At 62.1% G+C, this 25,407-nt stretch carries 25 protein-coding genes, 3 pseudogenes and 1 other annotated feature; of the genes and pseudogenes, 19 read left to right on the forward strand and 9 right to left on the reverse strand.

What is annotated here, in order from left to right; all coding sequences use genetic code 11:
- The 3 genes from IT40_RS07720 to IT40_RS30740 all read left to right on the forward strand — a co-directional run.
- Positions 1 to 212 (forward strand): 3-keto-5-aminohexanoate cleavage protein (locus IT40_RS07720; RefSeq protein ID WP_036752777.1); only part of this gene is annotated, 212 nt, incomplete at its 5' end.
- A gap of 4 nt (positions 213 to 216) precedes the next feature.
- Complete coding sequence (locus IT40_RS07725; protein WP_036752780.1) at positions 217 to 633, forward strand: acyl-CoA thioesterase; 417 nt, start codon at positions 217 to 219, stop codon at positions 631 to 633.
- A 97-nt stretch (positions 634 to 730) separates the two neighbouring features.
- Positions 731 to 1,459, forward strand: coding sequence for an MFS transporter (locus IT40_RS30740; RefSeq protein ID WP_425011725.1), 729 nt, complete (start codon positions 731 to 733; stop codon positions 1,457 to 1,459).
- Positions 1,395 to 1,511, reverse strand: a sequence feature (AL1L pseudoknot). It overlaps the preceding gene by 65 nt.
- A gap of 90 nt (positions 1,512 to 1,601) precedes the next feature.
- Here the strand turns inward: IT40_RS30740 and IT40_RS30745 are convergent.
- Positions 1,602 to 1,790: pseudogene (locus IT40_RS30745) on the reverse strand (transposase); the annotation flags it as partial.
- A gap of 41 nt (positions 1,791 to 1,831) precedes the next feature.
- Here IT40_RS30745 and IT40_RS30750 point away from each other — a divergent pair.
- Together IT40_RS30750 and IT40_RS07740 are read left to right on the forward strand one after the other, a co-directional pair.
- Positions 1,832 to 1,963, forward strand: a pseudogene (locus tag IT40_RS30750) (transposase); the annotation flags it as partial.
- A 309-nt stretch (positions 1,964 to 2,272) separates the two neighbouring features.
- A complete protein-coding gene (locus tag IT40_RS07740) occupies positions 2,273 to 3,487 on the forward strand; it encodes a M24 family metallopeptidase (RefSeq protein WP_036752784.1) in 1,215 nt (404 codons plus the stop codon).
- A gap of 56 nt (positions 3,488 to 3,543) precedes the next feature.
- Here IT40_RS07740 and IT40_RS07745 read toward each other — a convergent pair whose 3' ends face one another.
- Positions 3,544 to 4,323 carry a creatininase gene (locus IT40_RS07745; protein WP_036752787.1) on the reverse strand — a complete coding sequence of 260 codons (780 nt, stop codon included), beginning with the start codon at positions 4,321 to 4,323 and terminating at the stop codon, positions 3,544 to 3,546.
- 100 nt (positions 4,324 to 4,423) lie between these two features.
- Between IT40_RS07745 and IT40_RS07750 the strand changes: the two genes are divergently transcribed.
- The 5 genes from IT40_RS07750 to IT40_RS07770 all read left to right on the forward strand — a co-directional run bounded on the left by IT40_RS07750 (position 4,424) and on the right by IT40_RS07770 (position 9,391).
- The gene (locus IT40_RS07750; protein ID WP_036752790.1) at positions 4,424 to 5,317 is read left to right on the forward strand and encodes a LysR substrate-binding domain-containing protein; all 894 of its coding nucleotides are present in this window, start codon (positions 4,424 to 4,426) and stop codon (positions 5,315 to 5,317) included.
- Positions 5,318 to 5,433: 116 nt separating this feature from the next.
- On the forward strand, positions 5,434 to 6,561 hold the full coding sequence (locus IT40_RS07755; RefSeq protein ID WP_036752793.1) for a polyamine ABC transporter substrate-binding protein: 1,128 nt from the start codon (positions 5,434 to 5,436) through the stop codon (positions 6,559 to 6,561).
- 61 nt (positions 6,562 to 6,622) lie between these two features.
- Positions 6,623 to 7,468 (forward strand): ABC transporter permease, encoded by an 846-nt coding sequence (locus IT40_RS07760; protein ID WP_036752796.1) that lies wholly within the window; start codon positions 6,623 to 6,625, stop codon positions 7,466 to 7,468.
- Positions 7,469 to 7,481: 13 nt separating this feature from the next.
- Entirely contained in the window at positions 7,482 to 8,300 is an 819-nt protein-coding gene (locus tag IT40_RS07765; protein WP_036752799.1) for an ABC transporter permease, read from the forward strand.
- A gap of 5 nt (positions 8,301 to 8,305) precedes the next feature.
- Positions 8,306 to 9,391 (forward strand): ABC transporter ATP-binding protein, encoded by a 1,086-nt coding sequence (locus IT40_RS07770; RefSeq protein ID WP_116171150.1) that lies wholly within the window; start codon positions 8,306 to 8,308, stop codon positions 9,389 to 9,391.
- Between the two features lie 577 nt (positions 9,392 to 9,968).
- Here the strand turns inward: IT40_RS07770 and IT40_RS07775 are convergent.
- Positions 9,969 to 10,336 (reverse strand): annotated as a pseudogene (locus IT40_RS07775) (IS66 family transposase); the annotation flags it as partial.
- Between the two features lie 173 nt (positions 10,337 to 10,509).
- Between IT40_RS07775 and IT40_RS07780 the strand changes: the two are divergent.
- The 7 genes from IT40_RS07780 (at position 10,510) to IT40_RS26680 (ending at position 16,625) form a co-directional block, all read left to right on the forward strand.
- On the forward strand, positions 10,510 to 11,355 hold the full coding sequence (locus tag IT40_RS07780) for an ABC transporter substrate-binding protein (RefSeq protein WP_084196935.1): 846 nt from the start codon (positions 10,510 to 10,512) through the stop codon (positions 11,353 to 11,355).
- 9 nt (positions 11,356 to 11,364) lie between these two features.
- Positions 11,365 to 12,030, forward strand: a complete 666-nt coding sequence (locus tag IT40_RS07785) for an amino acid ABC transporter permease (RefSeq protein ID WP_052095797.1) — start codon at positions 11,365 to 11,367, stop codon at positions 12,028 to 12,030.
- 40 nt (positions 12,031 to 12,070) lie between these two features.
- Positions 12,071 to 12,691, forward strand: coding sequence for an amino acid ABC transporter permease (locus tag IT40_RS07790; RefSeq protein ID WP_166436103.1), 621 nt, complete (start codon positions 12,071 to 12,073; stop codon positions 12,689 to 12,691).
- Positions 12,688 to 13,410 (forward strand): amino acid ABC transporter ATP-binding protein, encoded by a 723-nt coding sequence (locus IT40_RS07795; RefSeq protein ID WP_036752807.1) that lies wholly within the window; start codon positions 12,688 to 12,690, stop codon positions 13,408 to 13,410. Before IT40_RS07790 ends, IT40_RS07795 begins: the two co-directional genes overlap by 4 nt.
- A gap of 255 nt (positions 13,411 to 13,665) precedes the next feature.
- Entirely contained in the window at positions 13,666 to 14,634 is a 969-nt protein-coding gene (locus IT40_RS26675; RefSeq protein WP_147307286.1) for a cupin domain-containing protein, read from the forward strand.
- Positions 14,635 to 14,768: 134 nt separating this feature from the next.
- Positions 14,769 to 15,134 (forward strand): MarR family winged helix-turn-helix transcriptional regulator, encoded by a 366-nt coding sequence (locus tag IT40_RS07805; protein WP_036752811.1) that lies wholly within the window; start codon positions 14,769 to 14,771, stop codon positions 15,132 to 15,134.
- Between the two features lie 291 nt (positions 15,135 to 15,425).
- Positions 15,426 to 16,625 (forward strand): MFS transporter, encoded by a 1,200-nt coding sequence (locus IT40_RS26680; protein ID WP_084196940.1) that lies wholly within the window; start codon positions 15,426 to 15,428, stop codon positions 16,623 to 16,625.
- 58 nt (positions 16,626 to 16,683) lie between these two features.
- On the opposite strand, the gene IT40_RS07815 is transcribed toward IT40_RS26680, so the two are convergent.
- From IT40_RS07815 to IT40_RS07835, 6 genes are all read right to left on the reverse strand, one after another.
- Positions 16,684 to 17,466 carry an inositol monophosphatase family protein gene (locus tag IT40_RS07815; RefSeq protein ID WP_036752814.1) on the reverse strand — a complete coding sequence of 261 codons (783 nt, stop codon included), beginning with the start codon at positions 17,464 to 17,466 and terminating at the stop codon, positions 16,684 to 16,686.
- A gap of 25 nt (positions 17,467 to 17,491) precedes the next feature.
- Complete coding sequence (locus IT40_RS07820) at positions 17,492 to 19,183, reverse strand: putative 2-aminoethylphosphonate ABC transporter permease subunit (protein WP_036752817.1); 1,692 nt, start codon at positions 19,181 to 19,183, stop codon at positions 17,492 to 17,494.
- A complete protein-coding gene (locus tag IT40_RS07825) occupies positions 19,180 to 20,289 on the reverse strand; it encodes a putative 2-aminoethylphosphonate ABC transporter ATP-binding protein (protein ID WP_036752819.1) in 1,110 nt (369 codons plus the stop codon). Before IT40_RS07825 ends, IT40_RS07820 begins: the two co-directional genes overlap by 4 nt.
- 63 nt (positions 20,290 to 20,352) lie before the next feature.
- Positions 20,353 to 21,108 (reverse strand): extracellular solute-binding protein, encoded by a 756-nt coding sequence (locus IT40_RS07830; RefSeq protein WP_243700189.1) that lies wholly within the window; start codon positions 21,106 to 21,108, stop codon positions 20,353 to 20,355.
- Positions 21,048 to 21,377, reverse strand: coding sequence for a hypothetical protein (locus tag IT40_RS29195; RefSeq protein ID WP_166436101.1), 330 nt, complete (start codon positions 21,375 to 21,377; stop codon positions 21,048 to 21,050). The genes IT40_RS07830 and IT40_RS29195 overlap by 61 nt, the downstream gene beginning before the upstream one ends.
- Before the next feature lie 160 nt (positions 21,378 to 21,537).
- Positions 21,538 to 22,329 (reverse strand): DeoR/GlpR family DNA-binding transcription regulator, encoded by a 792-nt coding sequence (locus IT40_RS07835; RefSeq protein WP_036752822.1) that lies wholly within the window; start codon positions 22,327 to 22,329, stop codon positions 21,538 to 21,540.
- A 108-nt stretch (positions 22,330 to 22,437) separates the two neighbouring features.
- On the opposite strand from IT40_RS07835, the gene IT40_RS07840 reads away from it, so the two are divergent.
- Positions 22,438 to 24,141, forward strand: coding sequence for a GMC family oxidoreductase (locus tag IT40_RS07840; RefSeq protein ID WP_084196944.1), 1,704 nt, complete (start codon positions 22,438 to 22,440; stop codon positions 24,139 to 24,141).
- Positions 24,142 to 24,312: 171 nt separating this feature from the next.
- Positions 24,313 to 25,386 carry a substrate-binding domain-containing protein gene (locus IT40_RS07845; protein WP_036752826.1) on the forward strand — a complete coding sequence of 358 codons (1,074 nt, stop codon included), beginning with the start codon at positions 24,313 to 24,315 and terminating at the stop codon, positions 25,384 to 25,386.
- The last annotated feature ends 21 nt before the right edge of the window (positions 25,387 to 25,407 follow it).

Raw genomic sequence — 25,407 nt, forward strand, 5'->3', positions numbered from 1 at the left:
TCGTGGCGCTGTCCACGATCCTGGGCGGCCATTGCCGGGTGGGGCTCGAGGACAACATCTACCTGGAACGCGGCGTCTTCGCCACCAACGGCCAGCTGGTCGAGCGCGCCAGCCGCATCATCGCCGATCTGGGCTGCGAGGTCGCCACCCCCGACGAGGCGCGCGGGATCTTGGGACTCGATGCGCTTGCCGAAAAACGCCTGGCGGGCTGAGGAGATGCGCTTTCCCGTTTCGCTCAATGCCGTGGTCGCGCATCGCTGGCATTGCGATCATTTCGGGCATCTGAACGCCCGCCATTACGCGGCCGCCTTCGACGACGCGACCTTCGTGTTTTGGAGCGGCCTTGGCTTCCGGCCTGACTCTGACAGTCCGATGCCGGTCACGTTGGAGGTGAAGATCAGTTTCCGCCAGGAAATTCCCGCCGGCAGCGTAGTCCGCATTGAGGCGCAGGTGAGCAAGGTTGGCAACAAATCTGTTGGCCTGACCTTTACTATGCGTGAAGCGGGCGGTGATGAACTGGCCATCTGTGAGGTGGTCGGGGTCTTTATACACCCAAAAAGCCGCCGGAGCTGTCCGATCCCTGCGGCCCTGCGGGCAGCTCTGTCGAAAGAGTCCCATTCACCGCCAGGTTGAGTAGCCCTTTGATCTGCATGGATACCCGGAGCATCTTCCTTCCAAGGCATTCGGAACCAAGGTCATGGGTAATCCCGAAGTGAGAAGACAGTCCAGCATGACGCTACGCCTGCTTATCCTGGCCTGTCTGACCAATGCGGTAATGGGGCTTCTCTATGTCTGGAGCCTGTTTCTCCTGCCGCTTGAGGCTGCGCTCGGGGCGCCGCGTTCAGCGCTTAGCCTGATTCCGGCGTTGGCACTCGTCACCTTTACTCTCGGCATGATGGTGCATGATCGGCTGCTCGCGGCATTGAGATTCCGAGCCTTTTCGCTGCTTGCCTTCGGCTTCGCAGGCGGCGGGCATCTTCTCTTTGCCTTCGACGGAGGCTACGCGGCGCTGCTGACTGGCTATGGTATGCTGTTCGGGCTGGGAGCGGGACTCGGCTATGGGCTGGCGCTCGCATTGGTGACCCGGCTACCCACCAGAGTTCGGAGCCTGGGTCTCGGGCTGGCGATGGCTGCCTTTGCGATCAGCGGGGTTGTTTTGTCGGGCCTCTTTGCCCAACCAATCCGTGAGACGGATCTGACCGCAGGCTTTCTGATCATCGGCCTCGCTATCCTTGCGGCAGGATCGGGGGTGACTGCCTTCCTGCCAACCCAGCCAGCGCGGCCAATGGCGGTGCAAGAGTGCGCGCGGCCGGCCGCAAAGCCTCGTCGCGGCGTGCGCGGTCCGACTGCAGCGCCGGGTCAGCCCGCTTCGCCAGATGATCGTAATAGGTGGACAGGGCGATCGGCAGCACGCTGCAGATCGGCTCGACCCGGTGTGTTTCCCGAAGCATATCAATGAACGACACCATCACTTCAATCGGCGGTCGAGCTCCGCCATGGCAAAATACGCGCTCGCCTTGCGCAGGATCTCGTTGGCTTGCCGCAGCTCGCGGTTCTCGCGCTCCAGGGCCGTCAGCTTCGCGGCCATCTCGGTCGGGATCCCTGTGCCTTCCGCTGTCCACCTCTGCCTTCTTGACCCAGTCGTTCAACGTCTGCGCCGAGCAGCCGATCTTCGCTGCAATCGACATGATCGCCTGCCAGCGCGATGGATGCTGGGCCTCGTTGTCGAGAACCAGTCGCACGGCACGTCCGCGCACTTCAGGGGAAAACTTGCTCGTCGTCTTGCTCATGATGCTCCATCCCTGAACTTGGTCAACTCGACCGACGACGGATCGCGGCCCTCGTCGGACTCGCACCACATGCCAATGAGTTGGGACACCGCCGCGGTAAACGCAGTATATGGGGTGGACGTGCTGCGATCAGGCCGGCTCTCTATCTAGCAGCACTCACCGCCAGCAGGTTCGACCCGCGGGTTCCACGCCTTCAAAGAGCACTTCCTTGCGTCCGGAAAGGCCAGGAAGCTCGTCATCGTCGCTTGCGCGCGCAAATTCCTGACTGTGCTCAACGCGATGATGAGAACCGGAACGGACTGCCGAGACGCAATCGCCTAAAACACAGTTCCTACTCAGGAGTTGGCGCCTCCGGCAAATCCGGCGCGGTTCACTGGCGCAGCCCCTCATTCGTCCAAATCCTGGGATTATCAAAACAAATTTTAGTCCCGCTGCAGCGGCGGATAGCCTCGTCCCCAGCAAACCGATGGAGGACGGATCCGATGACCGACGACATGCTTCATGTCATGGAATGGCACAATGGCGAGAAGGATTATTCCCCCTTCTCGGATGCCGAGATGCAGCGGCGCCAGGACGACATGCGCCGCTGGATGGCCGAGAACGGCGTCGATGCGACGCTGTTCACCTCGTATCATTGCATCAACTATTACTCGGGCTGGCTCTACTGCTATTTCGGCCGCAAATACGGCATGGTCATTACCCAGGATGCGGCGACGACGATCAGCGCCGGCATCGACGGCGGCCAGCCCTGGCGGCGCAGCTTCGGCAACAACGTCACCTATACAGACTGGCGGCGCGACAATTTCTATCGCGCGGTGCGGCAGTTGACCCCCGGCGTCAAGCGGCTGGGGATCGAGTTCGACCACGTCAACCTGGACTTCCGCCGCCAGCTGGAAGCGGCGCTGCCGGGGGTGGAGTTCGTCGATGTCGGTCAGCCCTCGATGTGGATGCGCTCGATCAAGTCGGCAGAGGAACACAAGCTGATCCGCGAGGGCGCCCGCATCTGCGACGTGGGCGGCGCAGCGGTGGCCGCGGCGGTCAAGGCGGGCGTGCCCGAGCACGAGGTTGCCATCGCCTCGACCAATGCCATGATCCGCGAGATCGCCGCCTCCTTTCCCTCCGTCGAGCTGATGGATACCTGGACCTGGTTCCAGTCGGGCATCAACACCGACGGCGCGCATAACCCGGTGACGAACAAGAAGATCAAGTCCGGCGAGATCCTGTCGCTGAACTGCTTCCCGATGATCTTCGGCTATTACACCGCGCTGGAACGCACGCTGTTTTGCGACAGCGTGGACGATGCGAGCCTGGACATCTGGGAAAAGAACGTGGCCGTGCATCGCCGCGGGCTGGAACTGATCAAGCCCGGCGCGAAATGCAACGAGATCGCGCTGGAGCTGAACGACATGTATCGGCAATGGGATCTGCTGAAATACCGCAGCTTCGGCTATGGCCACAGCTTCGGCGTGCTTTGCCATTACTACGGCCGCGAGGCGGGGGTCGAGCTGCGCGAGGATATCGAGACCGAGCTGAAGCCGGGCATGGTGGTCAGCATGGAGCCGATGGTCATGCTGCCCGAGGGCACGCCCGGCGCCGGCGGCTATCGCGAGCATGACATCCTGATCGTGACCGAGGACGGGGCCGAGAACATCACCGGATTCCCCTTTGGTCCCGAGCATAACATCATCCGCAATTGACCCGGCTGCGGGCAGGAAAGGGGCGGGCCCGCGATTGCGGGCCCCTTCCGCCTTGGTCAGGTGCCGAACTCGGCCCGCAGCGCGTCGACGATGCCTTTGGTGCAGACCTCGAGCAGGAACTCGCCCTTTTCGGCCGAGGCGTCCTTGGGCGAGGAAAGCGTGCCCGGCGCGGGCGTCCATTCCGGCTTGACCGGGTAGACGTCATAGGGCGGGAAGCTGGCCGGCGCGACATCCACCGCCCGCGACAGGTCCACGAATTGCGGGTAGAGCGCCAGCATCAGCGATGTCTCCAGCACGCCGCCATGCTCCAGATCCCAGCCGGGAAAGCCTTCGGGGTAAAGCCGGGCGATGTCCGCTTCGCCGACGAAATCCCAATAGGACAGCACCACGATCTTCATGTCGCGGATACCGTCCCAGCGCAATTCGCGCAGGGCCAGGTCGATGCCCTCGATGATGAACCAGGAATTCTCGAAATGCCCGTTCACCATGCAGATCCGGCGCACGCCATGGCGGGCGAATTCCTTGATCACGTCGCGCAAGGCCGCGACCAGCGTGGCGCCGTCCAGGCTGGTGGTGCCGGGCAGGTGGTTGCCGCCGCCGGATTTCTGATGCGACTTGTAGCCATAGGTAAAGGGGGGCGCCACCAGCCCGCCGATGTCCAGCGCGGCGCGGCGGGCGAATTCCGTCGGCAACAGCACATCGACATGCAAGGGCATGTGATGGCCGTGCTGCTCCATCGAGCCGATGGGGATCAGGATGGGCGTGGCGCCGTCCCTTACCGCGGCGTGGTAGTCGGGCCAGGCAAGCTCGGACGCGAATGCTGTCTTCTTCGGCATGATGCACCTTCTTGGGAAAGGGGGGATGCCGGAATTAGAGTTTCGCCTTGAATATAAATGAAATATATAGTCGCAATCCTTGCATTGCGGGGGCAAATCCATGGCTGGGATCACCAATCTTCCGACCGATCTGTTGCGCAGCTTCATCGCCGTGGTGGAACTGGGCGGCCATTCGCGGGCAGGCGCGGCGCTGGGGCGCAGCCAGCCGGCGATCTCGCTGCAGATCCGCCGGCTGGAGGAGCTGGTGCGCGCGCCGCTCTTGACGCAGGAGGGCCGCAACATCCTGCCCACCCCGGCGGGCGAGGCGCTGCTGAGCTATGCCCGCGAGATGCTGCGCATCAACGACGAGGCGGTCAGCTATTTCCACCGCTCGGACAAGACCGGCGTGTTGCGCATCGGCCTGCCGACCGATTATGCGGTGGCGTTCCTGCAAGGCACGCTGACCCGCTATATCCGCGACCATGCCGAGGTCGAGCTGGAGGTGCATTGCGACCTGTCCCGCGAATTGCACCAGCACCTGCGCTCGGACGACCTGGACATCATCGTGGCGGTGATGCCGACGGCGCGCATGCCCTATCTTTCGCGCATGTGGACCGAGCAGCCGATCTGGGCCGCGGCCGAGGACTTCCATCCGGCCGCCCATGCGCCGGTGCCGCTGGGCGCCCATCCAGAGGGCTGCGACTATCGCGCCCGCATGATCCAGGCGCTGGACGCCGTCGAGCGGCGCTGGCGCATCGTCTATACCGGGCCGGGCATCTCGGGCTTGCAGAACGCGGTTAGGAACGGGCTTTGCGTGACCGCCCTGACCCGCGCCACCATGCTGCCCGGCATGCGCATCCTGACCGAGGCCGAGGGATTCCCGGCGCTGGAACCCTTGCGGGTCGGGCTGTTCTACAAGCATCCGCGCCTGTCGGCGGCGGGGTTGCAGCTGGTCAGCGATCTGGTGGCCGACCTGGACAGCGTGGGATCGGGCATCCATGCGGTTTCCGTGTGAAACCGGGGCCATAACGCCTGCAAATGTCAGGATTGGAAGAACCGATTTTGCATGGATGCCGCCTTCTCCTAGCCTGTCCATAGCAAACAATCAGAACAATCAGACAGGGTGATGAGATGACACAGGATGATCGGGGCGCGCGCCCCGCGCTGTCGCGCCGAGGGGTGCTGGCGATGGGTGCGGCGGCGCTGGCCACGCCGATGCTGTCGCGCCGGGCATTCGCCGCGCCGACGCAGCTGACCATGCTGGCTTGGTACGGCCATGCCGAGCCCGACATCGTGGCCGAGTTCGAGGCCGAGAACAACGTCAAGTTCGTGCCGAAATACTATACCGGCGGCGACAACATGCTGGGGCTGATCTCGCAAAGCCCGCCCGGCACCTTCGACGTGATCCTGTCCGATGCGGAATATGTCCAGCAGCTGAACGCGGCCGGCTATATCGAGGCGCTGGACCCGGCCGACTATCCCTTCGACGAGTTCTTCCCGGAATTCCAGAAGTTCCCCGGCCATTGGGACGGCGACACGCTGTATTCCGTCATCACCCGCTTCGGCTTCCTGGGCGTGGCCTACAACACCGACGCGCTGACCAAGGCGCAGGCTTCGACCTATGACGTGTTCTGGGATCCGGCGCTGAAGGGCAAGGTCGGGCATTTCGACTGGCACCTGCCGAACCTTGGCCAGATGAGCCTGCTCAACGGCAATGCCAGCCCCTATGACATCGACGGGGCGGCCTGGGATGCGGTCAAGGAAAAGACCATGACCCTGCGCCCGCAGATCGGCGGTTTCTTCGACTATGGCGGCACCTTCTCGTCACTGAACAACGGCCAGATGCTGGCCTTCGCCGGGATCGGCGACTGGATCACCGGCACGCTGGAGCGAAACGGCGCCAAGGTTCGCTCGATCATCCCCGAGCAGGGCGGCTTGCAGTTCACCGAAAGCTTCTCGATCGGCAAGGGCTCGTCCAAGGCCGAGCTGGCGAAGAAATGGATCCAATACATCACCTCGGCCAAGGGGCAGTCGAAATCGGCGCAGATGGCGGCCTATCCCTGCCTGATCCCCAGCCAGAAGGGCTGGGAGGTGCTGAGCGCGGAAAATCCCGACGAGGCCCGGCGCCAGGGCATGGTGCCGGGGGAAAGCAACGTCATGGACCTGATCCGCTCGGGGCGCATCAAGTATCGCCAGCTTCCGGTGCAGCAATCGCTGGAAGAGTGGAACGACTTCTGGTCGGACTACAAGAGCGCCTGAGCCCGAGGTGGCCGGTGCAGCGCGCCGGCCGCGCCGCCCGTCCCCCGCCGGAGCTTGCTAGATGCGACGTCCCGTCTCGCTTTACGGACTGACTTTCTCTCTGCCGCTGCTGATCTGGCAGCTTCTGTTCTTCGTCTTCCCGCTGGTCTTCCTGGTCGCGCTCAGCTTCTGGACCGTGCGCAATTTCCGCCTGGAGGCGGGGTTCGACACGGTGAACTGGGTGACGATGTTCGGCCGCCCCGTCTTCTGGCAGGCTTACGCCACCACGCTGGCCATGGCGGCCGGCGCCGCGGCGCTGACCAGCGCGCTGGCCTTTCCCTGCGCCTATGCCATCGCCTTCAAGCTGTCGCCCGCCGCGCGCCGCTGGGCGGTGTTCCTGATGGTGATCCCCTTCTTCACCAGCTATCTGGTGCGGGTCTATTCTTGGCAGGTCTTCCTGTCGGATGTCGGCATCATCAACGTCATGCTGGGCTGGATCGGGCTGGGCCCCTTCCGGCTGCTGAACACCATCGGCGCGACCATGCTGGGCTACATGACGCTTGGCTTTCCGCTGGTCGTGCTGCTGCAGCTGTTCAGCCTGGTCTTTGTCGACCGCACGCTGATCGAGGCGGCGCATAACATGCGCTGCGGCAGGCTGCGCACGGTGTTTGCGGTGGTCATCCCCTCGGCGCGGGTTGGGCTGGTGATCGCGGCGCTGTTCAGCTTCATCCTGTGCTTTGGCGATTTCGTCAGCCCGATCTATCTGGGCGGGGGCGATCCGACCACGCTGTCCATCCTGATCACCGACACCACCAAGTCCGGCCAGCAATGGCCCCGCGCGGCGGTGATCGCGCTGACCATGATCGCGACGCTGATGGTCGTGGCCTTCCTGGCCGTCCGCTTCGCCTACAAGGGGCGCACGAAATGAGGGGTTGCACGAAATGAACGAACAGAACGAACTGAACCGCAATCCGCTGATCGACGCGGCGCTCAAGCTCTACGTGATCCTGGCCTATCTGTTCGTCTTCGCGCCGATCCTTGCCAGCTTCGTGTTTTCCTTCAACTCGGACCGTTTCCCGTCGATCCCGCTGGGGCATTTCTCGACGGAATGGTATCGCGCCGTCGCCGCGGACCCGCTGGTCTGGGAGGGGCTGCGCAACACGCTGGGGGTCGGCGCGGCGGTGGGGATGATCTCGACCGCGCTGGGGTTCGGGGCGGCCTATACGGATTACCGCTATCGGTTCTTCGGCAAGCAGGTCTACCTGGCGCTGGCGCTGCTGCCGCCCACGATCCCGGTGGTGATCATGGGGCTGGCGATGCTGGCTTACCTGTCGCGCATCGACCTGTCGGGCAATGCGCTGTCGGTCATCATCGCCCATGTGGTGATCTGCGCCCCCTTCGCCATGGCGGTGATCCGGTTGCGGCTGTCGCAGATGGACCCCTCGCTGGAGCCGGCGGCCTGGAACCTCGGCGCCTCGGAATGGGCGACGATGCGCCATGTCATCATCCCCTTCACCCGGCCGGCGATCCTGGGGGCGCTGTTCATCACCATGGCAGTCTCCTTCGACGAATTCGCCATCGCCTGGTTCGTGTCCGGCCTGAACGAGACGCTGCCGGTCAAGGTGCTGGGTTTCCTGCAGGGCCAGGTCAGCCCGCGCATCAATGCCATTGGCACCTTCGTCTTCGTGACTTCGATGACCCTCGTGATCCTGGCGCAGCTGCTGCTGTCGGGGCGCGGCCCCGCAACCGACAAGGAATGAATCCGATGCAAGAACCCCTGGTTTCCTTCGAGGGCGTCGCCAAGCGTTTCGGCAGCTATGTCGCCGTGCAAAAGATGGACCTGCAGATCCACAAGGGCGAATTCCTGGCCATCATGGGCTCGTCGGGCTGCGGCAAGACCACGACGTTGCGCATGCTGGCCGGGCTGGAGGCGCCCAGCGAGGGCGTGATCCGCCTGGCGGGCCAAGCCATCAACGACCTGCCGAGCTGGAGCCGCGACACGCCGATGGTCTGGCAGAGCCTGGCGCTGTTTCCGTTCCTGAACGTGATCGAGAATGTCGAGTTTGCGCTGAAGATGCGCGGCATAGGCCGTGCCGAGCGCCGGCGGCGGGCCGAGCAATGGTTGGAGCGCATGCAGATCGCCGAATTCGCCGACCGCAACATCGCCCAGTTGTCCGGCGGCCAGCGCCAGCGTGTCGCCCTGGCGCGCTCGCTGGTGGTCGAGCCCGAGATCCTGCTGCTGGACGAGCCCTTGTCGGCGCTGGACGCGGCGCTGAAGGTCAGGATGCAATCGGTACTGAAGAACCTGCAGCGCGAGACCGGCATCACCTTCGTCTATGTCACGCACAGCCAGTCCGAGGCCTTTTCGATGGCCGACCGCGTCGTCATCATGAGCCGCGGCAAGATCGAGCAGATCGGCACCCCGCAAGAGATCTATCGCACGCCGCGCACGCGCTTCGTCGCCGATTTCCTGGGCTCGTCCAACATCTTCCCCGGCCAGTTGACACGCGACGCGGGCGGCCGCGCAGCCATCGCCACCCCCAGCGGCGATTTCGTCCTTGCCGGGGGTGGGCAGGGGGCAACGCCGGGGCAGGCGGCCAGCCTGATCGTGCTGGATACCAAGATGCAGATCCATTTCCAGCCGCCGCCGGACGCCGTGAACACGATCGAGGCGCGCATGATCGGCGAGGAATTCATCGGCGCCACCGCCACCATCTATTTCGAAACCGGCGCGGGACAGGAAATACGGGTGCAGAAATCGCATGAAGAACTGGCTGATCTTCCGCTGGCCGTGGGCCGATCCTTCCATCTGTCCTGGTCGCCCGCCGACGGCCATCTCGTGCCGGAATAGCCCGGGACGTGACGCGCCGCCGCCCCTGGCCGGCGGTCCTGGCCGCCTTTCCCATGCCGGGGCCTATGGGCTGTTCTATGCCGGGCGGCTTTGCCCCCTTGCGCTTGCGGGAATTTCGGGCACGTCCCATCTGCCGTGTCGCGGGGACGGGAGTCTTCTCGCTGCTTGCCGGTCAGGGCCGGCATCAGGCAGGATGCCTGTTGGAATGGCCTTGTGGGTGAGACGGGTCCGGCGTTTCCTGCTTCCGCGATCCGAAACCGCGTAGCAGGGCGGCTGGGCCTGCCGGGCGGCAACTCCTCCCTTCTTGAGAGGTCAGCGCCCTATGCCTCGCGGATCTCTCGTGGCCGTCTGCGAGGATTGCCTTTCTAGGGGGTCAGTTTCCCGACATGCGCTGTTCCGGCTTGCAGCTTGGGCTTCGGGAAGTTTCTGCGGCTGGCAACGGAGTGGTTGTTTTCAAGGTCGATGATGACGCGGGAGGTTCTCATCTATACGGTCGCTTATGGTAGAGCCGACTGGATCAAGCGTATGCATCCGGCGTAGGCCGTTGTTACGCAGCTTTTGCAGCAGGGCCGCCCTTTCAGTTCCAGGGCAGTAATTCTGGCAGGCGGGACAGGGGTGTGTCGGGCAGTCGCGCGAGCACATCGGCGAGCCAAGCCTGGGGATCGACGTCGCTTATTTTGGCGGTGCCGATCAGGGAATACATGAAGGCGGCGCGGTCGCTACCGCGGGGCGAACCGGCAAAGAGCCAGGCTTTCCTGCCGAGGGCGATACCGCGTAGGGCCCGTTCGGCGGCATTGTTGGTAAGGCAGATGCGACCATCATCGTCGAGGAAGCATGTGAAGGCGTCCCAGCGGCCGTCTTCCTCGAGCATGTAGTGATGGCCTTGGCGACGGGGTTGTGCTTCGACATCCGGGCGCGTTCGGATCGCAGCCAGTCATGCAGATCGCCGAACCCAGCGCGACGGCCTGTCCCTCGAAGGCATGACCGGGATTGGTGGGTTGGGAACATATGGCATGCGTCCAATTGTGAAGTATTGACCTAAATTAAGAAAACGTTTTCTATCGTGATATTGCGATTCAGAATCATCTGTGGTGGTCGCGATCAAGAGGGAGTCTAGAATGATCAAAATAAAGAAAAATAAAGAGAAATTTTTTCAGTTTCGTCAAGTTTGCACAGTGCTTGGCATCGCGGCGCTTCCGCTTTTCCTAGTGGGGACCCCGGCATTGGCGGACAAGCTGGATGATATCGTTTCCAGCGGCGCGCTGCGCTGTGGTGTGATGCTTGATTTCCCGCCTTTAGGCTATCGTGACGCCTCGGGCAACCCGGCCGGCTTCGATGTCGAGACCTGCAATGACATTGCCGCGCAGCTGGGCGTCAAGCCCGAAATTGTTGAGACCCAGGCGCCGCAGCGGGTGCCGGCCTTGGTTTCGGGAACGGTGGACATCGTCGTTGGTGGCACTACCCCCACCCTGGAGCGCGCCAAGACCGTGACTTTCACCGACCCCTATAACGTCGGCAAGCTGGTTGTCGTGACAGGCAGCGCCAACAGGATCTCTGGCTTTGACGAACTCAAGGGCAAATCCGTCGCATTGGTTCGCGGAACTCTGCCTGAAACCGCCTACCTGGCGGCCTGTAACGGTTGGTCCGAAGGCTGCAAGAACCTGTCGCTGGCGAACAATGCCGAACAGATCACCGCTGTGCGGCAGGGCCGCGCAAATGCAATGATCGAGACAAACTCGTTCATGTCTGCGCTGAAGGCTTCGCCCCAAGGCGTGGACCTGGAGATCTGCTGCAACGTGCCCGGCTTTACCGACTGGACCTCGATCGCGGTGCCGAAAGGTGAATATGGTCTGCGCGACTGGTTGAACCTGTTCATCTTCTGGCAAGTAGACAGCGGTCGTTATGCCGAACTCTACCAGAAATACTATGGCACCGAAGCCCCCAGCCTGCAGCCGGGAAACTGAGATCGGGCAATGAGCTACAACTTTCAGTTCGGCATCGTCCTTGACGCTCTGCCCGATCTGATGCAAGGGGCCGCCTTGAGCCTGTCGATTGCCATCGTCACGATGGCGGTAGGCATCGTCTTGGCAATGCCCCTTGCCGTCGGATCATGGAATGGCAAGGGGCTAGTCACCTTCTTGTCGCGATCCTGGATCGAGCTTGCGCGGAATACGCCGTGCCTCGCCCAGATCTATTTTTTCTTCTACGGGCTTGGTGCCTTTGGCATCTTCCTCTCGCCTTGGCTCGCTGTCGGCATCGCGCTGTGCTTCAACAACGCGGGTTATCTGGCCGAGATCTTTCGCGGCGGCCTGAAAGGCGTGAACGCGAACCAGATGAAGGGCGCTCGCTCGCTAGGTTTCGGTCCTGTCGGCGCCTATCGTTATGTCGTCTTTCCGCAGGTTTTCACCAATACGTTCAGTTCGATCGGCAACCAGTTCATCTGGGCACTTCTGAATACCTCGCTGGGCGCGTTGATCGGACTTTACGATCTCAGCGGCGTTGCTATGGATTACCAGTCCCGGACCTTCAAGACTTTCGAGTTCTTCCTGGCCATTGCGGTGATCTATTTCATCCTGGCCAAATTGGTGCTGTTCCTGGCGAACCGTTTCAAGCCTGGAGGCGCACGCCATGCCGCCTGACATGTTTGCATCGGGGATCGCCCCGCAGGACTATTGGCTGATGGCCGAAGGCGCATGGCGCACGATTCTGATGACGCTATCGGCCGGAGTGCTGGCAACGTTGCTGGGTGTGGCGCTGGGGCTGCTGAAACTCATGCCTTGGCGCGGGCTGCGACATTTGCTTGATACGGTGACCGACAGCCTGCGCTGTGTGCCCCTGCTGGTGCAGGTGACGCTGATCTATTCCGGGCTGGCGGTGCTGGGATTTCGCATCGGTGCGTTTACCGCCGGGATGGTCGCGCTTGGTCTTTTTGCCGCGGGCTATATTTCCGAGGTGGTGCGCGAGGCCGCGCAAGCCGTGCCCGGCAATCTGCGGCGCGCTGCGCGTGGCCTGGGCATGACGCGTTTCCAGGAATATTGGTATGTGGTCCTGCCCTTGGGCATCCGGCAGGGCTTTCCGTCCTGGCTGGGGATCATCCTGGGCATCGTCAAGGACACATCGGTCGTGGCGGTGATCGGCTATGTCGAGCTTCTGCGTGCAACGCAGAACATCATTACCCGGACGCAGGACCCGCTGCCGCTGCTGTCGCTGGCCGCCGTGTTCTACTTCTTGATCTGCTTTCCGCTCTCGATGCTGGGGCGGCGGCTTGAGCACATGATGAACGGAGGTGCCGTGCGATGATCGAGATCAAGCAGGTGCGCAAGAGCTATGGCTCGCTGGAGGTTCTGAAAGGGATCGACCTGACCATCGATAAAGGCGAGGTCGTCGCCATGATCGGGCCTTCGGGGTCAGGCAAGTCCACGCTGCTGCAATGCATCAACGGACTGGAAACCATTTCCTCGGGCGAGATCATCGTGGATGGCGTCAGCGTCTTTGACAAGGCGACGAACCTGAACCATCTGCGCCGTAAGCTGGGCATCGTCTTCCAAAGCTACAATGCCTTCCCGCACATGACCGTGCGCCGGAACGTAACGCTGGCTCTGACCAAGGTGTTGGGCGTCTCTCGCGACCAGGCCAATGCCATCGCCGAGACACAATTGCAGCGGGTCGGCCTTCTGGCCAAGGCCGATGTCTATCCGACCGCGCTGTCGGGCGGACAGCAGCAGCGCCTGGGTATTGCCCGCGCGCTTGCCATGGGCCCGTCATATATGTTGTTCGACGAGGTGACTTCGGCGCTTGATCCCGAACTGGTGGCCGAGGTTCTGGCAACTCTCCGCCAGCTTTCCGCTGAGGGGATGACGATGATCCTCGTGACCCATGAGATGCAGTTCGCCCGCGAGGTCGCAGATCGGGTGGTCTTTTTTCATGAAGGGGTGATCGCAGAATCCGGCCCGCCCGAGCAGATATTCGGCAACCCCAAGTCCGAAAGGCTGCGGGCCTTTGTTTCTCGCGCGGGCTGAGCGCTGCGACATTTACCAGGCGGCCCGATCATGTGCCCGAACGTGGTTCAGGAGGGCCATGCGTTTGCCAGGTATTATCGCCTGCAACTGCGCAGTCTTTGCCAAGCTCTTTGCCCGTGGGATTTCCGGCGGGCGCCCTTTTCAGCGTATAAATATATCTTTATTACATAAGTAACAAATGTTATTTATGTATCAAATATAGCTACCGCGGCAGAAATCATCGGGAAAGGAGACAGTCTGGATATCGATCGTCAGATGGAGCAGCACTTTGGCCCCAAGGCCATAATCTTGCCGGATGATGGGCCGCGCTTCCGTATGAATGGCAAGGGTGTCATCGGGCAGATCAAGCTCGGTCCCGGAGAATACCCACATTACAAGTTCACCGCAGTTCGCTTCGATTTGCAGCCGGGTGCAAAGCTCGATCTTTATGCCTTCCGCTTTTCCGGGCGCATGATTTATTGTCTCGACGGCGCGGGCACCATCATCCTGAATGGCGAACGCAGTCCCTTCGCCGAGGAGCATTTCGCCCATATCGGCGAGGGTCATCACGTCGCGCTTGAAAACAACGGCGACAATGTGCAGCAAGTGTTCAGCATCGTCTTCGGCAGCAGCCCGGAGGCGCGTATCGATCTAATGCCCATCCAAGACGACGAGCCGACGCTGGAATTCAACATCGATCTGCGTGCTGTCTTCGGCCTGTTGACGCTGACCGAAACCAAGGATCTGTCGGAAAGACAGAAGGGCGAGCTGGTCTATCAACTGCCGGACACTGGTCCGTCCTTCTGGCAGGCGAAGCCCAGTGTTGGTTGGGTAGAGGTGAAGCTCGCGCCTTTCACCCACAATGTCCATCATTACGGTTTGTTGATGCAGACGCTCTATCCTGGGGCGGCCGTGCGCGAACATGCTCATAACCAGTTGAACGAATTCTTCATCATCACCAAGGGGACCGCCAGAGCCGCGTTGGACGGCGTCGAAGCGATCTCGGTCATCGTCATCGGCCGCAACGTCTGGCACTGGTGGGGCCATGCGGGGGAGGGAGATGCGCAGAACTTTGCCGTCATTGATCCGCCGGGCGTCGAGGGGGCGCTGGCTCTTGCCGGGCGTCTACGTACCAAGGGCGAGAGTTGGCCTGACGATATCGTACGCAGCCCGGAGACCGGCAAAATCCTGCATGACCGCTATGGCTTCGTGATCAAGGCCGGCGCGGCGGATGCGCAGCGGTAAGTATGGGCCGGATCTGTGGGGTCGGACGCTTGCACGGCCCTTCTAGCCTTGTGGATTGTGGCTGGTGTGCGGGGGGAAGCTATAGCTGGGCAAAGCGCCGCGCACGATCCGAAATCATAGAGAGAAACCATCCGATGGCAGAGGCCCAGCCTGACCCCGAACTGCGCTATCGCCCGGTGATTTATCAGCTCCTGCATGTTTCGAGCTTGATGCTGAAGACACGCGAGCATTACGCCGCTGCCGTAGGGGTGACCGCGCCGCAGTTCAGTGTGCTGACCGCAATCCGCGAATCCCCTGGCACCAGCGTGGGCGAGGTGGCCAACCCGCTGCTGGTTTTGGGTCCCTTCGTCACCACCGAGGTCGGCAAACTTGTCCGGGCGAGACTGGTGCATGAGCAGGCCTCCGGTCGTGATCGGCGCGTGGCCGAGCTGTTCTTGACCGATGAAGGGGTTGTGCGGCTGGATGCGGTGGAGGCGCTGCGTCGCGCGGCCAATGCATGATTTTTGATGGCATGTCCGACGCAGAGCTGCAGAAGCTTTACGCAAAACTGTGGGGCCTGACTCGTGGGTTGAGCCAGGCGCTGCACATGATGGGGGATCCGGCCAAGCGCGTCGCGGACTGATCTGTTGCTGATGCACGGAGTTCCTGTAATCGTTTTGGTGATTTATCGCTAGATAATCCTAAAATTTCATGGGGTAAGATCGATACTGCTAATTTATTAAGAAAACGTTTATAAGCTTCCGATTTATCCCTACATAGCCCTATCGGCCAGTTGGCAGGAGGGGACTAACATGATTGACAGATTTCCGGTTGCGCCGGCGATGCGTCGGGCGCGGATAGCGACGACCGCCGTCTTCTTCATCAATGGCATGGCGCTGGCGTTGTTCTTTTCCAACATCGCATTGCTCAAGGAGCTGATCGCGCTCAGCGATGCACGTTTGGGCACTGCGCTTGGGTTGCAGGGACTCGGGACCGTGATCTTCGTGGTCATTGGTAGCCTTGTCGCAACCAAGTTTGGCACCCGCGCCACCATGCTGTTTGGCGCGGTGTTGCTGGCACTGGCGCTCCAGGCCGTGGGCTTTGCATCGCAGTATACCGGGTTCCTACTGGCGATCCTGGCGCTTGGCGCTTCGAACAGCTTCATCGACGTGTCAATGAATGCTCACGCCTCGCTGGTCGAGCGTGAATACCGGACAGAAATCATGCCCTCCTTCCATGCCGCCTACAACTTCGGTGGTTTCGCGGGCGCCTCGCTTGCGGCACAATTCATTCGCGCCACCGGCGGCGCCTATTCCTCACTGACGTTTGCCGGCATCGCCATGGTTGCCGTGATTGTTGTCGGCTGGATCATCTTGGGCAATCTCAAGCCCATGATCGCGGAGAAATCAGAGGATCGTCGTCACACCGCTGCCGTAGTCCTGCGCTCGCCAGCTGTCCTGATCCTCGGCATTTTTGTCGCTATGGCGCTGTTCGTTGAGAACGCGATGAACGGCTGGAGCGGCGTTTATCTTAAGGATGTGGTCATGGCCGATCCGGCTACCGCCGCCACCGCCTTCGCCGCCTTCCAGTTCGCACTGGCGATCGGCAGGCTGCTCGGTAGCCCCGCCATCCGCCGCTTCGGCGCCGAACGTGTCGTGATTGGCGGCGGACTAATCGCTGCGGCCGGCGTGCTGCTGGCAGTCACTGTGGTTTCGCAGCCTACGGCGCTGATCGGCTTTGCAGCCATAGGCCTGGGCTTGGCAAACTGCACGCCGATGTTCTTCACCCGTGCAGCTGCTGCCTTCCCTTCATCGCCGGCGCTTGGCATCGCGTTGGTCAATACCATCGGCTACCTGGGTTATATCGGTGGGCCGCTGGCGCTGGGTCTAGTGTCGGAAAGCTGGGGATTGAAGTCCGCCTTCTTGCTGGTTCTGGTCGCTATGATGGTCATCGCCTTCGGCTGCCGCCTTGTGACGGCGCTGAAATCTTCAGCCGAGATTGCTGCTGGATGATCCTGCTATCCAAGCAGTATAGACGCCCCGGGCCAGCGGACCGGGGCATTTCTTTTCGTCAGGCTGCCGAAACGCGGCGTAGCACGTCGTCAAGCAGCGCAGGATCGCCAAGCGCTACCACCTCGATGCCGGAATCCAGCGTCAGCGGCATGCCTTGCCAGTCGGTAACGCGCCCCCCAGCACCTTCGATGATCGGGACGATGGGCATGAAGTCCCAAGGCTTCATGCCCGAATCCACGATTACATCGGCAAAGCCCGACGACAGCAGGCCATAACTGTAGGAATCCCCGTCCATTAGCCGGTTCACCCCATGCATGCCATTCCAGACTGCCATCGGGTCGTTGCGCCACATGATGCCGCTACAAAAGAAAACCGTCGCATCCTTGACGGCGGTGCAGGATCGGGTGCGGACCTCGCTTCGGCGACCCTGCCGAATATGCACGGTGGGCCAGCCATGGGCGCCGGACCAGCGCTCGTCCATGGCGGGGATGTCGATCACGCCAAGTATCGGCTTGCGGTGCCAGGCCAGCGCGATCAGGGTGCCGAACTGCGGATGGCCCGCAGCAAAACGATAGGTTCCGTCGATCGGGTCGAGGACCCATTGGTATTCCGCATCCGGGTTGTGAACCGGGAACTCCTCACCCACGATGCCATGGTCCGGGAACCATTCACGGATTGCATCGCGCATCATTGTTTCGACCGAGCGGTCGGCGATGGTCACCAGGGAGGTGTCGGCCTTGACTTCGGCGCCAATCTCGCCGCGGAAGAACTCCAGCGAGCGCGAGCGCGCCATATCGGCCAGATAGTTCGCCGCGAAGACGAACTCTTGGGGGCATTTCATCAGTCTTGTCCTTTGTTTGCGGGGGTCAGCGCCTACGCCAGGCTTGGCTGCGGGAAAAATATCGGCGCATGAACAGAGTCTTGGCGCCCATCACCAGTGCCGAGGTGGCGAAGATAGACACCGACATGGCGGCGGCCTCGGTCATCCGGCCGCTGTCGTTCCACTGCACGATGGCGATCGAAGCCAGCAGAGTATTAGCGGAGTAAAGAAAGATCACAGCCGAGACGGTCGTCATGGTGTTGACAAAGAGGTAGCCCCAGATGTCGACGATCGCGGGCATGCAGAAGGGTAGGGTGACGCGGCGCAGCATGACGTGGAAAGGCACCTTCAGCGAGGTCGCCACAACGTCCAAATCGCGGTCCAACTGCTTGAGCGCGGCGGTCGCGATGATATGCGGCACGGTGTAGAAGTGAATGATGCTCGACAGCACCAGGATGGCCATGGTGCCATAAGCGAAGTGCAGCGGATTGGCTGGGCTGTTGAAAAAGAAGATATAGGACAGGCCCAGCACCAATCCCGGCACCGCGACAGGCAGGGTCGCCATCAGTTGCAACAATGCCTTCGCTCCGTCCCACCCGCGTGTCCGTTCGATCAACCAGGCCCCGACGAAGGTCAGTGCCGTGCCGAAGGTCGCGGTCAGAAATGCGAGGGTCAGCGAGTTGACGTAAAGGCTCCAGCCTGCCGTGCTTGCCTCGCCGAAGCGATAATTCTTCAGCGTCAGGCCAAGGTTGTAGGGCCAATAAGTCACCAGAGAGCCGAAGACGGCGAAGCCGATGATGACCAGCAGGCAGGCCGCGATCAGCAGGCAAAAGGCTAGGCAGGCCAAGTCACGGGTTTTCCGCGGCCGGATGTCCAGCGGCACCGATTGCGCGGTCACCGTGGCGACTTCGAACCTTTGCAGGAAGCGCTGGAGAGCAAAGGCTAGCACGGCCGGGATCAACAGGAAGATACCCACCACCGCACCCATGCCGAAATCGAACTGTGCCACGACCTGCTTGTAGATCTCGGTCGCGAGCACAGGATAGCTGCCGCCGATCACTGCCGGAACGCCGAAATCAGTAAAGACCTTGACGAAGATCGCCAATGGGGTCGAGATCAGCCCGTAGCGGATCCCCGGCAGCGTGACCGTGGTGAAGGTCTTGAAGGGTCCGGCGCGCAGGGTCAGGGCCGCATCGTACAGCCTTTGGTCTGCCATGGCGAGCGAGGTAGAGAGGATCAGTACAGCCTGCGGAAAGGAAAAGATCACCTCGCCGATGACGATGCCGATGGGACCATAGACGCTGTTACCCATCAGGATGCCACGTGCCAGTCCCTTTTCCCCAAGCAGAAAGACAAGCGCGATGGCCGGCAGCAGCGAGGGGGCCAGCAGCGGGATCATGGCAAAGCTGCGAAACAGCGGCCGACCCGGCATTCGACTGCGGGTCAGGCCATAGGCAAAACCCAGCGCAAGCAGAATGGTGATCGCGGTTGAGAGGAAGGCGATGAAGAAGCTGTTCCAAGCCGCCAGCGCCAAAGTCGAATCCCCAAGGAAACGCTGGAAATTGGTTAGGCCGATGAAGACGCCGTCGCTGTCGCGGGTGCTGCGGGACAAGAGCGCGTAAAGCGGTGCGATCAGCGCGATGAACAGCACCGCCGCGACACACAGCAGCATGGTGCGCATGGCGCGGTCGTCCCCGGTTGCGGGGATGCGGATCGCTTGTGGTGTCTTTCCGCTCATGCCGCGTCTCCGTGAACCGGAAAGACATGCAGCGCGTCGGGTAGCAGATGTGCGCCGATGCTGATGCCTTCTGCAAGTTGTAGTTGTGTGAGCGTGGCAAGCGACAGCCTTGCACGCAGCGGTATGTCGCATAGCGTTGGCGCATGCAGGCGAACGACGGCCGAGGCCCCCGAGAATTCGACGGCATCCACCGTCGCCGTCACGGTGTTCGGGCCGGTTCCACTCTGGGTCAGCACCAGATCCTCCGGGCGGATGCCGATGGCGGTTGCACCTGTCGGCGCTCCTTTCCGCAGTTGGCCAAGCTCCAGCCGCTGCTGGCGGATGCGCACGGCGTCCTGCCCGTCCGACTGCCCGTCGATCAACGTCATGTCGCCGACGAACTCGGCGACGAAGCGGTTCGCGGGATGGCTGTAGATGCGCTGCGGCGTATCGAATTGCTCGACACGGCCGGCGTTCATCACCACGATGCGGTCGGCCAGGGAAAGCGCTTCCTCTTGGTCATGGGTAACCATGATCGAGGTGACGCCAACGCGACGTTGCAGATCGTGCAATTCTTCGCGCAGGCGGACGCGGACGCGGGCATCCAGCGCCGACAACGGCTCATCCAGCAACAGCAGACCGGGGGACATGGCCAGCGCTCGGGCTATGGCGACGCGCTGTTGCTGGCCACCGGACAGTTGTGAAGGATATTTCTGCGCGTGCTCCGCGATGCCGACCATCGCGAGCAATTCCTGAGCCTGTGTGCGGGCGTCCTTGGCCGAAACACCTGTATTGCGTAATCCAAAGGCCACGTTGTCGATCACCGAAAGGTTTGGAAACAAGGCGTAGGACTGAAACACGATGCCGAAGTCGCGCCGCGCGGGTGGCAGGAGCGAGATGTCTCGCCCGTCCTGCCAGATTTGGCCGGAGCTTTGCGGGTCGAGTCCCGCAATCGCGCGCAGGAGCGTGGTCTTGCCGCAGCCCGAGGGGCCGAGAAAGCAGACGAACTCTCCGCGCCGCACGGACAGCGATACGTCACGCAGCGCGTGATAGGGGCCATAGTATTTTTCGAGATTTGAGATCGTCAGATAGCCCTCGTCGGGCGCGGTGCCTGTCTTCTTGATCATGGGAAGGTCCGTGTGATGCGGGTAGCCGGCCTCTTGAGCGGCCACCCGAACTGGAGAAGAGGATCAGTTTTTCGGTGCGCTCTTGCTGCCGAAACGGTTCTTCCACTCGTCCAGCAAGGCCTGTTTGTGATCGGCCAGCCAGGTGTAGTCGATCAGCCGCATCCGGGCCTCTTCCTCGGCCGGATAGTTCGGAATGTCGGCATGCACACCCTTCCGCGCCACCACGGGCAGATATTTCGCGGTGATCTGCTGGGCCTCCTCGCTCATCATGAAGTCGATCAGCTTCTGCGCGTCAGCCACATTCTTGGAGCCTTTGACGATGGCATTGCCTTCGACCTCGGCGCCATTGCCTTCGGGCGGCAGGATGACTTGCAACGGCGCGCCCTGATTGATCTCCTTGACGCCGGGATAGGGATAGGAAAGGCCGATCAGCGTCTCCCCTCGCGCTGCCATCCGGCAGGGCGCCGAGCCGGAATGGACGTATTGCGTGACGTTGTGGTCCAGGGCCGCCATGAACCTCCAACCCTCCTCTTCGCCCATGACTTGCAACCAGTTAGCCACCATGGTCAGCGCCGTGCCCGAAGAGCCGGGGTCCGGCATGACGATCTTGCCGCGATATTTCGGATCGGCGAGATCCTTCCAGCTTTGGGGCGGCGGCAGGTCGCCGGCCTCAGCGGTGTTGAAGCAGATGGCGTTGGTCCATGCATCCTGCGCCACCCAGGTCGGAACAGGGTTGACCTCGTCCCGCATACCCGGTTTCAGCTCATCGAAGTCGGCGGGTCTATAGGGCTCCAGCATGCCCTGCTGGTCCAAAAGCACGAGTGCGTTGGCGGGAAGGGTGAAGATTGCATCGGCCCTCTGTCCTTCTCGGCAAGAAGCCGGGCAACGATAGCACCACCGGAATCGCGGATCATCTGCAGGTCGATGTCTGGGTGTTTCGCCCGAAAGACGGGGATCAATTCCGTCACAAGCGCCTCGTCTGCGCCGGAATAGACGGTCATTGTGCCCGCTTGAGCGCCCGCAGCAGAAAGATAGACGGCCAGTGCGACAACGGTCGCGGAAAGCCCGCGACGGATTGCAGTGTTCATGATGGTTTCCCTGTCGTTGCAGCCGGTCAGGGCGACCCGGCGATAGGTTTTTGCTGATCCCGGTGTCCGGTTTGGCCGGGCATCCCATTATGTTCTAAATCGAACATTTTGGATGATGCGTAGGCCCCTGCCGCTTGTCAATCAGTTTGTTCGCTTTCGATCAAAATGAGTGCAGGTTGATGCCGGCGGCAGAGACGCGGTTCATCAACCCGCGCGAGAGTCGTGTATTGGTAACGAAATCGTTGATTTTACTTATATCCATCAGCCGTTCAGGTGCCATGAATTCCAGCTTGGTGGCATCGACGGCAAGGATCACCCGACTGCTTGCTGCGACGGCGGCGGTGAGGATCGGCACTTCGATCGGGGTATCGATCGAGATGCCCCCGTCTTCGGATACGCCACCTGCGGTCATCACGAGTATGTCGAATCGCTGCTCTTGCAGCCATGGCGCCACCGACTCGCCGACGATGCTGTTGTCGCCGCCGCGCACCGTGCCGGTCGGGACATGCACGATGAAATCCTCGCGCTCGCTCAACTCGACGGCAATACGGGCGCTAGTCGTGGTAACTGTCAACCCGCGCCGCTTGCTGGCAAGTGCCTCGGCGATGATTTCCATGGTTGAGCCAGAGTCCAGGTAAACCGAGGATTCGTCATGCACCAAATCTGCCACGATGTCGGCGATACGGCGCTTGGCGGCGGTATTCTGGCTGCGCCGCACTCGCCGCGTCATCGCGTCGAAGGGCACGGCGGGGGTCATGCCGCCATGACAACGTCGCACCCGACCAGTGGCCAAAAGATCGGCTAGGTCACGCCGAGCTGTCTGGGGCGTCACGTTGAAACGGCGCGAGATTTCTTCAACCGAGACATAGCCGGTCCTGAGCACCTGTTCGAGCAGCAACTCCTGCCGGCGCAGCTTCTTGTCGGCCCCGGTAAAAAGAATGCTGTCGCTCATCCGCTCGCTCTATGCTGCTATCCGTCGCGGAAATGATGGCCTCCCCTGACAGAATGTGCAAATGCGAAAAATTGTCCCCTGCACGAGGCTCCATCATGACTCATAGTCATGGGTCTACGCGCAGCTCAATCTTGCCGAAGCCCCGCGATTGGGACAACCATCCCGATGAATGATCCCGATCGGAGAATTGGCGTGAGCAGGGTAGGCGCAACGGAATACGATTTCATCGTGGTGGGCGGCGGTTCTGCCGGCTCGATCCTCGGCGCTCGGTTGAGCGAGCGGGGCGCGCGCGTCCTGCTGCTGGAAGCGGGTGCGGACAGGCATGCGCTGCCCTACGACCTGCCTTTCCTTGCGGCCAAGCTGTTTTCGTTCAAGGCCAACAACTGGGCCTTCGAATGCGTGCCGCAGAAGGGCATGAACGGGCGCACTCAGTTCTTTCCGCGCGGAAAGATGCTGGGCGGCTCCTTCATCTTCAATGGCGCGCAGTATATTCGGGGCAACCCCTCGGACTTCAACCACTGGGCGCAGCTGGGTAATCCGGGCTGGAGCTACGAGGACGTGCTGCCCTATTTTTGCAAGTCCGAGGATTACCGTGGCTCTCCAGGCTCTTATCACGGCACCGGCGGACGGCTAGCCGTGGCCAAGCCCCGGATGTGCAACCCGCTGACCGACATCTATCTGAAGGCTTGCGTTGAAGCCGGCCATCCGCTGAACGAGGATTTCAACGGCGCGTCCCAGGAGGGTTTCGGCCTCTATGATTTCAACATCATAGACGGTCGTCGCATGACAACGGCGCGCGCCTTCCTGCGCCCCGCAATGTCGCGCGAGAACTTGAATGTCGTGACCGAAGCATTGGTTCGCCGCGTGATCCTGCACGATGGACAAGCGGTCGGGGTCGAATACGAGCGCGGTGACAGGATCGACACCGCCATGGTCCGGCACGAGATCGTGCTGGCGGCGGGTTCGTTCAATTCGCCCAAGATCCTGATGCTGTCGGGGATCGGTGATCCGCAGGACCTGGCACCGCATGGTATCCCCATTGCCCATGCACTGCGGGGTGTCGGTAAGAACATGCAGGACCATGTGAACGTGTCGGTGGCGCACGCAGCCACACAGCCGATATCGTTCGCGCGTACGCTGCGGGTGCATCGGCTGGCGGCGGCGATGCTGCAGGGCGTGCTGCTGAAACGCGGCCAGATTACACAAAGCCCGCTGGAGGCAGGGGGCTTCTTTTCCTCGCGAGATGGCGTGGACGCGCCCGAGTTTCAGGCGGTGTTCATTCCCTGGTATCCGGGCAGCGGGCTGCGCTTGTGGATGCCTTGGGCCGACAGGATGGAGGGGCACAGTTTCGTTGCCCATGTCTGGCCGAACCGGCCCGAGAGCCGAGGGCGAATGTGGCTGGCCTCGAATGATCCAAAGGCGCCGCCGGTATTCGATCCCAACTTCCTGTCGGAGGAATCCGACCTGGCACTGACCCGCGCGGCGATCCGCGAGACGCGCCGCATCTTTGCCCAGCCTGCCTTCGACGCGGTGCGCGGCGAAGAACTGGCACCGGGCGCAGACATACGCTCGGATGACGAGCTGGACCAGTATATCCGCCAGAGCTCGGGCATCGGGCACCACACCTGCGGCACCGCCAGGATGGGACAGGACGCCATGGCCGTGGTCGATCACCAGCTGCGGGTCCACGGCATCGGCGGGCTGCGGGTCGCCGATGCCTCGATCATGCCGACCATGGTCAGCGGCAATACCAATGCCGCCACCATCATGATCGCCGAGAAGGCGGCCGACATGATGCTGGCCGCGTCATGAGCCTGGCTCATGCAGCAATGACGGAGCGCCGCTTGAGCGCGCGCCGGGCCCGGCGCTAGCCTTTCCGGGCAACAGGACAAGCGGGCGCCGGCACGGCCGGAAAAGACCCGCAACAATGGCCGGAGCCTGCCGCGCCGATCACTCAGCATGCCACATCGACAGGGAACGAAGATGAAGAAACTCCTCACCGCATCGCTCATGCTCGGCGCAAGCTGGCTGGGCGCCATGCCGGCCGCGGCGGCGGACGCGCTGGCCGGCACGATCTACTTGCTGGTGCCGAACGTCACCACCAGCCGGATCGCCAAGTTCGACATTCCGAACATCACCGCCGCGGTCGCCCGGCACGCGCCGGGGGTCGAGTTGAAGGTGCTGAACGCCAATGACGACATGCAGGCGCAGATGGCGCAGGCCGATGCGGCGCTGGCCAGCGGCACCCGCGGCATCATCCTGATCTCGGTCGATCCGCCGCGCTCGGCCAGCATCCTCGCCAAGGCCGAGGCCGACGGGGTGCCGGTCGTCACCTATGCCCATGATCCCGGTCCCGGCCCGGTCAGCTATCACGTCTCGGTGCCCTTCGCCGATATCGGCGAGGCGCAGGGCAAGTATCTGGCCGAGAACCTGCCCGAGAAGCGCCCGATCAAGCTGGCGCTGATGCTGGGCGATCCGAAATTCGCCTTTTATGCCGAGCAGATGAAGGGTTTCGACAAATATCTGGAGCCGCTGATTGCCTCGGGCGAAGTCGAGATCGTCTGCCGGGCCGATGCGCTGCTTTACCTTGCCGCCAATGCGCAGAAGAACATGGAGCAATGCCTGACCCGGACCAATAACGAGGTCGATGGGGTCGTGGTCATGAACGACGATACCGGCGGCGGGGTGATCGCGGCGCTGGCGGCGCAGGATCTGGTCGGGGAGGTGCCGATCTATGGCGGCTACGATGCCACGCTGGAGGGGATCCAGCGCGTATTGCTGGGCTGGCAAAGGGCCGATATGGCGCCACCCTACCAGGCGATGGCCGATGCGGCGGTGCAACTCGTGGTGGCCGCCGCCCAGGGTGAAGCTGCGCCGGAGGGGCTGGTCAACGGCACCTGGGAAAACGGCTATGCCGAGGGTGGCGTGCCGGCCCGGATCGAACCGAATATCTTCATCACCCCCGAGAACGTGCAGGAAACCGTGATCGACGCCGGGCTCTATACCCGCGACGAGCTTTGCCGCGGGATCGGAAAACAGGCCGCGTTTTGCCAATGACGGCCGGGCGCCACAATCGAC

The sequence above is a fragment of the Paracoccus versutus genome, from assembly GCF_000763885.1.
Classification (GTDB): Bacteria; Pseudomonadota; Alphaproteobacteria; order Rhodobacterales; family Rhodobacteraceae; genus Paracoccus; species Paracoccus versutus.

What these genes read in the sequence shown, in the direction of transcription:
- IT40_RS07725 (WP_036752780.1), top strand. Translation starts at nt 217, where the DNA reads ATGCGCTTTCCCGTTTCGCTCAATGCCGTGGTCGCGCATCGCTGGCAT.
- IT40_RS30740 (WP_425011725.1), top strand. Translation starts at nt 731, where the DNA reads ATGACGCTACGCCTGCTTATCCTGGCCTGTCTGACCAATGCGGTAATG.
- IT40_RS07740 (WP_036752784.1), top strand. Translation starts at nt 2,273, where the DNA reads ATGACCGACGACATGCTTCATGTCATGGAATGGCACAATGGCGAGAAG.
- IT40_RS07745 (WP_036752787.1), bottom strand. Translation starts at nt 4,323, where the DNA reads ATGCCGAAGAAGACAGCATTCGCGTCCGAGCTTGCCTGGCCCGACTAC.
- IT40_RS07750 (WP_036752790.1), top strand. Translation starts at nt 4,424, where the DNA reads ATGGCTGGGATCACCAATCTTCCGACCGATCTGTTGCGCAGCTTCATC.
- IT40_RS07755 (WP_036752793.1), top strand. Translation starts at nt 5,434, where the DNA reads ATGACACAGGATGATCGGGGCGCGCGCCCCGCGCTGTCGCGCCGAGGG.
- IT40_RS07760 (WP_036752796.1), top strand. Translation starts at nt 6,623, where the DNA reads ATGCGACGTCCCGTCTCGCTTTACGGACTGACTTTCTCTCTGCCGCTG.
- IT40_RS07765 (WP_036752799.1), top strand. Translation starts at nt 7,482, where the DNA reads ATGAACGAACAGAACGAACTGAACCGCAATCCGCTGATCGACGCGGCG.
- IT40_RS07770 (WP_116171150.1), top strand. Translation starts at nt 8,306, where the DNA reads ATGCAAGAACCCCTGGTTTCCTTCGAGGGCGTCGCCAAGCGTTTCGGC.
- IT40_RS07780 (WP_084196935.1), top strand. Translation starts at nt 10,510, where the DNA reads ATGATCAAAATAAAGAAAAATAAAGAGAAATTTTTTCAGTTTCGTCAA.
- IT40_RS07785 (WP_052095797.1), top strand. Translation starts at nt 11,365, where the DNA reads ATGAGCTACAACTTTCAGTTCGGCATCGTCCTTGACGCTCTGCCCGAT.
- IT40_RS07790 (WP_166436103.1), top strand. Translation starts at nt 12,071, where the DNA reads ATGGCCGAAGGCGCATGGCGCACGATTCTGATGACGCTATCGGCCGGA.
- IT40_RS07795 (WP_036752807.1), top strand. Translation starts at nt 12,688, where the DNA reads ATGATCGAGATCAAGCAGGTGCGCAAGAGCTATGGCTCGCTGGAGGTT.
- IT40_RS26675 (WP_147307286.1), top strand. Translation starts at nt 13,666, where the DNA reads ATGGAGCAGCACTTTGGCCCCAAGGCCATAATCTTGCCGGATGATGGG.
- IT40_RS07805 (WP_036752811.1), top strand. Translation starts at nt 14,769, where the DNA reads ATGGCAGAGGCCCAGCCTGACCCCGAACTGCGCTATCGCCCGGTGATT.
- IT40_RS26680 (WP_084196940.1), top strand. Translation starts at nt 15,426, where the DNA reads ATGATTGACAGATTTCCGGTTGCGCCGGCGATGCGTCGGGCGCGGATA.
- IT40_RS07815 (WP_036752814.1), bottom strand. Translation starts at nt 17,466, where the DNA reads ATGAAATGCCCCCAAGAGTTCGTCTTCGCGGCGAACTATCTGGCCGAT.
- IT40_RS07820 (WP_036752817.1), bottom strand. Translation starts at nt 19,183, where the DNA reads ATGAGCGGAAAGACACCACAAGCGATCCGCATCCCCGCAACCGGGGAC.
- IT40_RS07825 (WP_036752819.1), bottom strand. Translation starts at nt 20,289, where the DNA reads ATGATCAAGAAGACAGGCACCGCGCCCGACGAGGGCTATCTGACGATC.
- IT40_RS29195 (WP_166436101.1), bottom strand. Translation starts at nt 21,377, where the DNA reads ATGAACACTGCAATCCGTCGCGGGCTTTCCGCGACCGTTGTCGCACTG.
- IT40_RS07835 (WP_036752822.1), bottom strand. Translation starts at nt 22,329, where the DNA reads ATGAGCGACAGCATTCTTTTTACCGGGGCCGACAAGAAGCTGCGCCGG.
- IT40_RS07840 (WP_084196944.1), top strand. Translation starts at nt 22,438, where the DNA reads ATGGGTCTACGCGCAGCTCAATCTTGCCGAAGCCCCGCGATTGGGACA.
- IT40_RS07845 (WP_036752826.1), top strand. Translation starts at nt 24,313, where the DNA reads ATGAAGAAACTCCTCACCGCATCGCTCATGCTCGGCGCAAGCTGGCTG.